Annotated in this window: 13 protein-coding genes; 7 read left to right on the plus strand and 6 right to left on the minus strand. The window is 52.4% G+C overall.

Going from position 1 to position 9,192, the window contains the following annotated elements:
• Nucleotides 1-3: 3 nt before the first annotated feature.
• Genes V3O24_RS06330 through hisB form a run of 6 tightly spaced genes read right to left on the minus strand, consistent with a single transcriptional unit; the run spans nt 4 to nt 3,523 of the window.
• Nucleotides 4-321 (minus strand): phosphoribosyl-ATP diphosphatase, encoded by a 318-nt coding sequence (locus tag V3O24_RS06330; protein ID WP_104424462.1) that lies wholly within the window; start codon nt 319-321, stop codon nt 4-6.
• Complete coding sequence (gene hisI, locus V3O24_RS06335) at nt 318-710, minus strand: phosphoribosyl-AMP cyclohydrolase (RefSeq protein WP_104424463.1); 393 nt, start codon at nt 708-710, stop codon at nt 318-320. Before hisI ends, V3O24_RS06330 begins: the two co-directional genes overlap by 4 nt.
• Nucleotides 707-1,480: an imidazole glycerol phosphate synthase subunit HisF gene (gene hisF / locus V3O24_RS06340; protein WP_331306633.1), complete on the minus strand. Its 774-nt coding sequence runs from the start codon at nt 1,478-1,480 to the stop codon at nt 707-709. The genes hisI and hisF overlap by 4 nt, the downstream gene beginning before the upstream one ends.
• A 2-nt stretch (nt 1,481-1,482) precedes the next feature.
• Entirely contained in the window at nt 1,483-2,217 is a 735-nt protein-coding gene (gene hisA, locus V3O24_RS06345) for a 1-(5-phosphoribosyl)-5-[(5-phosphoribosylamino)methylideneamino]imidazole-4-carboxamide isomerase (protein WP_331306634.1), read from the minus strand.
• Between the two features lie 41 nt (nt 2,218-2,258).
• On the minus strand, nt 2,259-2,903 hold the full coding sequence (gene hisH / locus V3O24_RS06350; protein WP_331306635.1) for an imidazole glycerol phosphate synthase subunit HisH: 645 nt from the start codon (nt 2,901-2,903) through the stop codon (nt 2,259-2,261).
• A gap of 26 nt (nt 2,904-2,929) precedes the next feature.
• Nucleotides 2,930-3,523: an imidazoleglycerol-phosphate dehydratase HisB gene (gene hisB, locus V3O24_RS06355; protein WP_104424467.1), complete on the minus strand. Its 594-nt coding sequence runs from the start codon at nt 3,521-3,523 to the stop codon at nt 2,930-2,932.
• A 660-nt stretch (nt 3,524-4,183) separates the two neighbouring features.
• On the opposite strand from hisB, the gene V3O24_RS06360 reads away from it, so the two are divergent.
• From V3O24_RS06360 to V3O24_RS06390, 7 genes are all read left to right on the plus strand, one after another.
• Nucleotides 4,184-5,863, plus strand: a complete 1,680-nt coding sequence (locus V3O24_RS06360; RefSeq protein ID WP_331306636.1) for a FapA family protein — start codon at nt 4,184-4,186, stop codon at nt 5,861-5,863.
• A 407-nt stretch (nt 5,864-6,270) separates the two neighbouring features.
• The gene (locus tag V3O24_RS06365) at nt 6,271-6,486 is read left to right on the plus strand and encodes a DUF1289 domain-containing protein (protein WP_104424470.1); all 216 of its coding nucleotides are present in this window, start codon (nt 6,271-6,273) and stop codon (nt 6,484-6,486) included.
• A 7-nt stretch (nt 6,487-6,493) separates the two neighbouring features.
• On the plus strand, nt 6,494-6,766 hold the full coding sequence (locus V3O24_RS06370; protein ID WP_104424471.1) for a SemiSWEET transporter: 273 nt from the start codon (nt 6,494-6,496) through the stop codon (nt 6,764-6,766).
• Nucleotides 6,767-6,980: 214 nt separating this feature from the next.
• Nucleotides 6,981-8,024, plus strand: a complete 1,044-nt coding sequence (locus tag V3O24_RS06375) for a methyltransferase domain-containing protein (protein ID WP_331306637.1) — start codon at nt 6,981-6,983, stop codon at nt 8,022-8,024.
• A 3-nt stretch (nt 8,025-8,027) separates the two neighbouring features.
• Nucleotides 8,028-8,621: a sigma-70 family RNA polymerase sigma factor gene (locus V3O24_RS06380; protein WP_331306638.1), complete on the plus strand. Its 594-nt coding sequence runs from the start codon at nt 8,028-8,030 to the stop codon at nt 8,619-8,621.
• Nucleotides 8,614-8,814 (plus strand): zf-HC2 domain-containing protein, encoded by a 201-nt coding sequence (locus V3O24_RS06385; RefSeq protein WP_331306639.1) that lies wholly within the window; start codon nt 8,614-8,616, stop codon nt 8,812-8,814. Before V3O24_RS06380 ends, V3O24_RS06385 begins: the two co-directional genes overlap by 8 nt.
• Before the next feature lie 13 nt (nt 8,815-8,827).
• On the plus strand, nt 8,828-9,049 hold the full coding sequence (locus tag V3O24_RS06390; protein WP_104424475.1) for a GDCCVxC domain-containing (seleno)protein: 222 nt from the start codon (nt 8,828-8,830) through the stop codon (nt 9,047-9,049).
• Nucleotides 9,050-9,192 lie beyond the last annotated feature (143 nt).

Here is a 9,192-nt window from a genome sequence, read left to right on the forward strand (position 1 = left end):
ACTTTACTTGTTACGTTGCGCCTTTTCTTCCAGACCGGACAAGCCGAAACGACGTTGCAGTTCCTGCAATACGTCATCGGGTCCCAGTCCCTGATCGGCCAGCAACACCATGCAATGAAACCACAAATCGGCGGTTTCATAAATAATCTGTTTTTTATCGCCGTCTTTGGCGGCGATGACGGTTTCGGTCGCCTCTTCGCCGATTTTTTTCAGTATGCTGTCCAGTCCCTTTGCATACAGGCTGGCGACATAGGATTTATCGGCAGATTCCAGTTTACGCTGTTCCAGAATTTGCGCCAGTTGTTGTAATACGTCGCTCATGATTTTTTATAAATAGTTGCGGGATCTTTCAAAACCGGGTCGACGGCTTGCCATTGTCCGTCGACCAGCTTGCGATAAAAACAACTCTCGCGGCCGGTATGGCAGGCAATGCCGCCTTCCTGCTCGACTTTAAGTAAAATCACGTCTTCATCGCAATCCAGGAATAGGCCGATCACTTTCTGCCTGTGCCCGGATTCTTCGCCTTTGCGCCATAATCTGCCGCGCGATCTCGACCAGTAAACCGCGTAACCTTCGGCGGCGGTTAAGGCTAATGATTCGCGGTTCATCCAGGCGAACATCAGCACTGTTCCCGTGTCAGCCTGCTGAGCGATAACCGGCGCCAGCCCGTCTTCGGTCCAGCGTATTTCGTCCAGCCAGGATGCGCTCACAGCCGTACCTCGATGCCGCGCGAGGCCATATGTTGTTTGGCCTGCTCAATGGTGTATTCGGCAAAATGGAAAATACTGGCTGCCAATACCGCATCGGCCTTGCCTTCGATAATGCCGTCAGCCAGATGGTCGAGATTGCCGACGCCGCCGGATGCAATGACCGGCACCGATACCGCCTCGCTGATGGCGCGGGTCAACTGCAAATCAAAACCTTCACGGGTGCCGTCCCTGTCCATGCTGGTCAGCAAGATTTCCCCCGCTCCGTAGTCGACCATTTTTTTCGCCCAGGCTATCGCATCGATGCCGGTCGGCTTGCGGCCGCCGTGGGTGAAAATCTCCCACCGGCTGGTTTCGCCGGGGAGGCTGGTTTTTTTTGCGTCGATGGCGACCACGATGCATTGCGAGCCGAAACGCTGCGCCGCCTCGCGGACAAACTCAGGATTTGAAACCGCCGCGCTGTTAATGCCGACTTTATCGGCGCCCGCATTCAGCATGCGGCGAATATCTTCCAAGGTCCTGATGCCGCCGCCGACCGTCAGCGGGATAAAAACCTCGCTGGCGACCTGCTCGACGACATGGGCAATGGTGTCCCGATTATCGTGCGTGGCGGTAATATCCAGGAACGTGATTTCATCCGCGCCTTCGCGGTCATAGCGTCTGGCGATTTCTACCGGGTCGCCGGCGTCACGAATGTCGACAAATTTTACGCCTTTAACGACGCGGCCGTTATCGACATCCAGACAGGGGATAATGCGTTTGGCTAAGCTCATGGTTACTCAAATGATTCTGCTAATTTTTCGGCTTCTTCAAAATCCAGCGTGCCTTCGTAAATCGCCCGGCCGGTGATCGCGCCCATAATGCCGTCGCCTGCGACAGCGCCCAGGGCTTTGATGTCATCCATATTGGTGATGCCGCCGGAAGCGATAACCGGAATCCGAATCGCGCGCGCCAGTCTCGCGGTGGCTTCGACATTGACGCCGGACATCATGCCGTCCCTGGAAATATCGGTATAGATAATGGCCTCGACACCGTATTCCTCAAAATGCCGGGCCATATCGATCACATCGTGTTTGGACAGTTTGGACCAGCCGTCAATAGCCACCTTGCCGTCTTTTGCATCCAGCCCGACGATGATGTGGCGAGGATATTCCAGCGCCATATCCCTGACAAAATGCGGCTCGTTAACCGCCTTGGTGCCGATAATGACGTACTCCACGCCGGCGTTAAGATAAGCCTGGATCGTTTCTTCATCGCGAATGCCGCCGCCTATCTGCACAGGCACATCGGGGTAGGCTTCGACGATGGCGTGAATCACGTCGGCATTTTTTGGTTTTCCGGCAAACGCGCCATCCAGGTCAACCAAATGGATTCTTTTTGCGCCGGCGGCAACCCATTTGCCTGCTACGGCGACAGGGTCATCGGAAAAAACCGTATTATCATCCATGCGTCCCTGACGCAAACGAACACATTTTCCCTCTTTTAAATCGATTGCAGGTATTAACAACATAAACAGTGAGTCCTCAATGGCGTGTAATCAGTCAAAAGTAACTAGGCTTGTCCATCCCAATGCAAAAAATTCTTCAGTAGCTGCAAACCAACCGCCTGACTTTTTTCGGGGTGAAATTGTACGGCAAACACATTGTTTTGCGCCAAGGCGCAGGTAAATGCATCCGGGTATTGCGTAGTCGCCGCCGTTATTGCGGCATCGTCCGGCTGCGCATAATAACTGTGTACAAAATAAAAGCGGCTGTCCTGAGGGATATTTTCCCATAGCGGATGTTGCTGTTGCTGATGGACCTGATTCCAGCCCATGTGCGGAATTTTGAGTAAATTTCCGTCGCTGTCTTTTAACGATTCGGGAAAACGCACGACATGCCCGGCAAAAACGTCCAGGCAGGGGGTGCCGCCGTTTTCTTCGCTGTCTGTCAACAGGGCTTGCATGCCTAAGCAAATTCCCAGTAAAGGCTTGGTTTTGGTAACCTGTTGGATAACGGCAGATAAGCCCGACTGATTGAGGGCCTGCATACAATCCCGAATTGCGCCGACGCCGGGGAAAACCACCCGGTCGGCGCGAAGGATCGAATCGGCATCGGAGACACAAACAACTTCGACTTCAGGCGCTGCATGTTGCAGCGCTTTTACGATTGAATGCAGATTACCCATTCCGTAATCAATTACAGCGACAGAAGACATAAGAAATACAGGATTAAGATTAAAAGTTAGAGACTGCCCTTGGTTGACGGCATGATGCCCGCCATACGCGGGTCGGCGGTAATCGCCATGCGGATGGCCCGGCCCATGGCTTTAAAAATAGTTTCAGCGACGTGGTGGGCGTTTGCGCCTTTCAGGCTGTCGATATGCAAGGTTACGCCGGCATGGTTGACAAAGCCCTGAAAAAACTCGCGGAACAAATCAACATCAAAACTGCCGATCATGGCTTTCGGGTATTTGACTTCATAAAACAGGCCGGGTCGGCCGGAAAAGTCGATCACGACGCGCGACAAGGCTTCATCCAACGGTACATAGGCGTGCCCGTAGCGATAAATGCCTTTTTTGTCCGCCGTGGCTTTGGCAAACGCTTGGCCCAAGGTAATGCCGATGTCTTCAACGGTGTGGTGGTCATCAATTTCCAAATCCCCTTTGGCTTCAATATCCATATCGATCAAGCCGTGTCTGGCAATCTGATCGAGCATGTGTTCGAGAAAAGGTACGCCGGTTGAAAACGAGGATTGACCCGATCCATCCAGGTTAATTTTGATTTTGATTTGAGTTTCGAGCGTATTCCGCTCTACTTCCGCAGTACGTTGAGCCATGTTTGCATTATTAATATTGGTGACTGCGGCATTCTACTATGACAAGCAAGATTTTGCAGTGTTTGTTGTTCATGGCGGCTGATGGAAACGTCCCGATTGGAAAATGACAGGCAACTGAAGTTATCCGTACCGTGTCGATGCCGCTCAAACATGCCATAACAGCCGACACGGCGTCATTTCAAGAGTACGCCAAGTTAAGCCTTGACCGGCTTTTTTCAAGGGGGTTTTCTGGGACAATAGCCGCGCCGCCAAAACAGAAGACGGATTTAATCAGTTTTAACAGGACGTTGCCAAGGATGGAGTGCAGCGCCAACCAAGCAGGCGGCGATCTTTAATCCCAGTACATCCTCGTGTACTGGGATTTTTTTTAAATCGGCAAAACGCGTTCGGTGTGAACGACGAGGAGCGTTGCCGCGAGCTTCTAGCCGAGCAAGAAAAACCCCGGCAAACTCCGGCCTATACAGATAATCCCGCTGTTCCGCGGCCTGTCGAAGGGCTAAATCAGCGCTTCTTTAATAATGTGCTATCTTTAAGTCGGACTTCAGACATTGTTCCCGTTTTTCGCCTACTGTGGGTGATGATGTTCAAATTGATAGGGCAGGGATCATGTTGTATATTCCCAACGCTGATAAGCAGCAATAATTCTCCAAGGAGCAAGTCGTGAATGATGCGTCACTTACCGATGTGTTGACGTTTAAGCTGAGCGATGACGGCAAGCTGCTTGCCGCATTTGAACCGTGTGAAAGCAAGCCTCCCGTTGATGAGGCGGCGATCAAAATGGCCCTGGCTAAGCAAGGTTTATCCAGCTTGTTTCTGTATGAAAATTCACTCTCGAATCTGGTACAGCAATACAACAGTCTTAATGAGAGCTTTGTGCTGGAAATAGGCGAGCGCCGGGATGGCGCATGCTCGATCCACATTGCCGATGACAAAATGACCGCCAGTCTTACCTTAACCCCTCCTTACGGCGGCGCTCCAGTCGGGTTGCTTCAAATCCAGCTTGCCTTACAGGAAAAAGGAGTGGTCAGCGGCATCATGAAAAATGAAATTGAAGCCGCGTTGAAGGAAGGTTACGCCAAGGAGCGCGTCATTGCCAAAGGACTGCCTCCGGTGCGGGGTATTGACGCGCGGTTTCAAAGTCTGATACCTGAAATAAGGGAACGGAAACCTCGGGTGGACGAACACGGCATCGCCAACTACCGCGATCTTGGGCAGCTTATTGTCGTCAGGCCCGGCGATCCGTTGATGTTTCGCACCCCGCCCACCGAAGGCAAAAAAGGGCGGGACATTACCGGACAAATCCTGATGCCCGAACCAGGACAGGATACGCCGTTTGCATCGGGATTACAGGGCGTAGAGATTGATTCGAATGCGGAGCTTGACCCGGATCATAATACGTTATTGCTGGCTGTGATTGCCGGTCAACCCAAGCTGGTTCCTAACGGCGTTATCGTGGAACCCACCATCGACCTGCCGCGGGTGGATCTTTCAACCGGTAACATGAATTTTGACGGCACCATTAATATCAAAGGCGATATTAAGGACGGGATGAGAATTTGCGCGTCGGGAGACGTGTTCGTGGGCGGGATCGTCGAAGCGGCGGAAATTGAAGCGGGTGGAAATATTGTCGTCAAAGGCGGCGTGATCGGTCACAGCGAACATAGCGGCGACTCAAACGAAACGCCTACCTTTAATGCGAGAATTATCAGCAAAGGCTCAATCAGCGCACGCTTCGCCGAGAATGTCTGCATGGAAGCGGGTACCGATATTATTATCGAAGAGTTCTCCATGCATAACCATCTGACCGCGCTTAACCGGATATTGGTCGGAAAATCAGGCGGAAAAAAAGGCCGCATCATCGGCGGCATTACCTGCGCGTCAGTTCTGGTAAAAGCGGCCATAATCGGTTCAAACGCCGGTTTTATAACCAAGATCAAGGCCGGCTTTAACCCTTATCTTCAGGCGCAGTTGGACAAGCTTAAGCTTGAGATTGACGCGAGTGAAAAGGAGCTGGAAGACCTCAAGAAGATTATCGCCTTTGTGTTGGCGCATCCCGAAAAAGATAAAAACGGGCTGTTAAACAAAGCGTTGCATACCAGGGAAAAAGTTGAGGCCGATTGTACCCGGCTGCATACCGAACGCGCCCATTTGCTGTCGGAAATGACGCTGGCCGAGAACGTCCAGGTTATTGTGGAAGACTCCGTCCATTGCGGCGTGGAGATTCAGATCGGCAACTCGATCTGGAAAAATAACGAAGAACGCGGCAAAGGCGTGTTTCAAATCGTTGACGGCGCAATTGATTTTGGCAACATCATGTTGAGCGTCGACAGATCGCAGTAACACTAACCGATGTTACGCGGTCTTTATTTGTTGCAGAAAGGCGCCGCTAACGCGACGGCTATTTGAATCCGGTTCTCGCGGCTGAAAGCGCCCGCTTTCGGTTCCCCCCTATATTGCACTATCCCCGCGTCGATGCGGGCAAGGATTGTAACGGCTGATTTTCCGTGTGGTAAAATCTCGCCAGGAGAAGTGGCGGCGGTCGCCGCACTATCTTCCCATTACCCTAAAAAATCAGTTGAGTCTTCCAAATGGTGAGGTGTGGAATCCGCTCATGCTTCGACAAGGCTCTCCTGAGCGTAGCCGAAGGGCTCAGCACGAACGAACGGTTTTCACACGTTCCAATTGATTCTTTTAGAATGAAACCCCTTGGCTTTTGAACAAGTCTGCAAACACGTAGAGGAGAGATTATGAAATTTAATCCATGTATTGATAAATGTACTTACGAAGGAACCCATTGCGAAGGCTGCGGCCGATCCCGCGAAGAAATAGCGGAAACTAAAAAGCTGGTCATGGCCTTAGTCGATTTTGCCCAAACACAGGGCTATGAGAACGTTGATGATTTTGCGAACGCGATCGGGCAAAGCATTGCTAAAAAACTGAAAAAATCCGCATCAGGAAAATAGTGGCGCTATGACGCACGTTGAAATTATCGGCTATATAGCCGCGACACTGACTACCGCCTCGTTTGTACCCCAGGCGGTATTGACGATAAAAACAAGGAACACCGAATCCCTTTCTTTCGGCATGTACAGCGCTTTTACCCTGGGCGTGTCATGCTGGCTTATTTATGGGATTTATCTCGCCGATAAGGCGATTATATTTGCCAACGCAATTACACTGTTGCTGGCCGCATCGATACTTTTCGTTAAGATCCGTAATATGGTTGGCAAGAAAAAAGCATAATTAGCTTAGCCGGATATTTTTTGTAAGGTTTCTTGTCCTCTTAACGACTATTTATATAGTTCGGCGAAGGAGAACCCAATGATCACAATTGCGGCGGCAGGGCCGGTGCCGAAGTAACCGTATCAATTGCGCTACCCCGGCTGCCGACATGGCTATGTTCAACCGTTATGCGCCGGTAGCGGTCGTTTTTAATCTGAAACATTGGAAATCTCTCATGACTGTCAATATAGAAATCAGCGAGTCCGTCCGCCATTATTATGGCCAGGTTCTGCAATCCAGCAATGACCTGAAAACCAGCGCCTGTTGCAGCATCGACGCGATGCCGCATTACTTAAAAGCCTTACTGGCCGACGTGCATCCTGAAGTACTGGAACGTTTTTACGGTTGCGGTTCGCCGCTGCCGCCGGTTTTAACAGGCAAGACCGTGCTGGATTTGGGTTGCGGCTCAGGCCGCGACTGCTATCTATTGTCGAGACTGGTCGGCCCTGCGGGGCGGGTGATCGGCGTCGATATGACGTCGGAGCAACTGGAAGTCGCCGTGCGGCATCAAGATTGGCATGCCGAACGCTTCGGTTACGCCAATGTCGAATTCCTGCACGGGCATATCGAAAACCTTGCTGCTGTCGGTATCCACGATAACAGCATCGACGTGGTGGTTTCCAATTGCGTGATCAACCTGTCGCCGGAAAAGCCACGGGTACTGGCGGAAATATTCCGGGTGCTGAAGCCGGGCGGCGAACTGTATTTTTCCGACGTCTTCGCCGACCGACGCATTCCCGACGCCTTGCGTCAAGACCCGGTGCTGCTCGGCGAATGCCTGGGCGGCGCTTTGTATTGGGAAGACTTTCGGCGGGTTTTGCAGGAGTTGGGTTGCCCCGACGTGCGCGTCGTCAAACAAAATCCGATTAGTCTCGATGATCCCGAAGTCGCCGACAAAATCGGCATGGTCAAGTTCCGCTCAGCGACCGTCCGCGCTTTCAAACTGCCGCTGGAAGACCGTTGCGAGGACTACGGCCAAGTAGCCTGCTATCTTGGCGGCATTCCCGAACATCGGCATGCCTTCGATCTGGACGACCACCATCATTTCGAAACCGGCCGGCCGCTACGGGTGTGCGGCAACACCGCCGACATGCTCGCGGCCAGTCGCTATGCCGGGTATTTTCAGGTGTTGGGCGGTAAATCCCGCCACTTCGGCTTGTTCGACTGCACGCCGGGGCAACAAGGCGAGTCGGCTGCGGTCGACGGTGCGTGTTGTTAAGCGGTGACAGCCTCATTATTATTGACTGAACAGACGCTGGCCGCGCAAAGGCCGGTGCTGTTCCGCTACGCTCTGCTGCAATTGCGCGACAGCGCGTTGGCCGACGACGCCGTGCAGGAAACGCTGCTGGCCGCCTGGCAATCGGCGGCGGGCTTCGAAGGCAAGGCGGGCTTGCGCACATGGCTGATCGGCATCCTTAAACATAAAATCGCCGACCATTGGCGGCGTAGCGCCCGTGAAGCCGTTGCCCCGGACGTTGACCGGACTGACGACGGCGAAGCGGAAGAAGACGATTATTTCATCAGCAGCGGCCACTGGAACGGCGGCCCCAAAGCCTGGGCCGATCCCGAGGCTGCGTTAAAGCAGCAGGAATTCTGGGCGATCTACGAGGTCTGTCAAAACAACCTGCCGCCGAAAATGGCTAACGTGTTCATGTTGCGCGAATTGGTCGGTCTTGACGCCGATGAAGTGTGCCGGGAAGCGGAGCTTAGCGAAGCCAGTTACTGGGTCATCATGCACCGGGCGCGGCTCAGGCTGCGCGAATGCCTGGAAATCCGCTGGTTTAACAACACCCTACAGGATAAACGCCATGCGTAGTTGTCGAAACATTTCCGCCTTGGTTTCTCAGGGAATGGATAAAAAATTGAGTTTGCGCGAGCGTTTTGCAGTGCGGATGCATCTGATGATGTGTACCCGTTGCCGCAATTTCCAAACCCAGAGTCGGTTTATCCGCAAAGCGGCGCGCCGCTATGTCGACGCGTTGCAAAGCCGGTTAGACAACAAATCGTAAATTAAGGATTGCCATGAACAACGTCATTTTGGAATCCGCGTTGGTTTGCCCTGAGTGCGGTTACCGCAAAACCGAGCCAATGCCCTCGGATGCCTGTCAATGGTTCTATGAATGCCAGGGTTGTCATAGTCTGCTAAAACCCAAAACCGGCGATTGCTGCGTATTCTGTTCCTATGGCAGCGTCGCCTGTCCTCCGGTTCAGCTGCACGGCAAACATTCGGGCTGTTGCGGGTGATGAATCGTCCTGAAAACTCAGTTAAGGAACATGCATGAAATAACTTGAGCAAGTTTTATTTTTCATTTTTTAACCATGAAGGACATGAAGCGGCATGAAAGGTTTAAGTCTTCATGTCCTTCATGCTCTTCATGGTAATTGCC

It is taken from the genome of Methylobacter sp. Wu8 (genome assembly GCF_036440755.1).
Classification (GTDB): Bacteria; Pseudomonadota; Gammaproteobacteria; order Methylococcales; family Methylomonadaceae; genus Methylobacter_A; species Methylobacter_A tundripaludum_A.

What these genes read in the sequence shown, in the direction of transcription:
- V3O24_RS06330 (WP_104424462.1), bottom strand. Translation starts at nt 321, where the DNA reads ATGAGCGACGTATTACAACAACTGGCGCAAATTCTGGAACAGCGTAAA.
- V3O24_RS06365 (WP_104424470.1), top strand. Translation starts at nt 6,271, where the DNA reads ATGAAATTTAATCCATGTATTGATAAATGTACTTACGAAGGAACCCAT.
- V3O24_RS06370 (WP_104424471.1), top strand. Translation starts at nt 6,494, where the DNA reads ATGACGCACGTTGAAATTATCGGCTATATAGCCGCGACACTGACTACC.
- V3O24_RS06390 (WP_104424475.1), top strand. Translation starts at nt 8,828, where the DNA reads ATGAACAACGTCATTTTGGAATCCGCGTTGGTTTGCCCTGAGTGCGGT.
- hisB (WP_104424467.1), bottom strand. Translation starts at nt 3,523, where the DNA reads ATGGCTCAACGTACTGCGGAAGTAGAGCGGAATACGCTCGAAACTCAA.
- V3O24_RS06375 (WP_331306637.1), top strand. Translation starts at nt 6,981, where the DNA reads ATGACTGTCAATATAGAAATCAGCGAGTCCGTCCGCCATTATTATGGC.
- V3O24_RS06385 (WP_331306639.1), top strand. Translation starts at nt 8,614, where the DNA reads ATGCGTAGTTGTCGAAACATTTCCGCCTTGGTTTCTCAGGGAATGGAT.
- hisH (WP_331306635.1), bottom strand. Translation starts at nt 2,903, where the DNA reads ATGTCTTCTGTCGCTGTAATTGATTACGGAATGGGTAATCTGCATTCA.
- hisF (WP_331306633.1), bottom strand. Translation starts at nt 1,480, where the DNA reads ATGAGCTTAGCCAAACGCATTATCCCCTGTCTGGATGTCGATAACGGC.
- hisA (WP_331306634.1), bottom strand. Translation starts at nt 2,217, where the DNA reads ATGTTGTTAATACCTGCAATCGATTTAAAAGAGGGAAAATGTGTTCGT.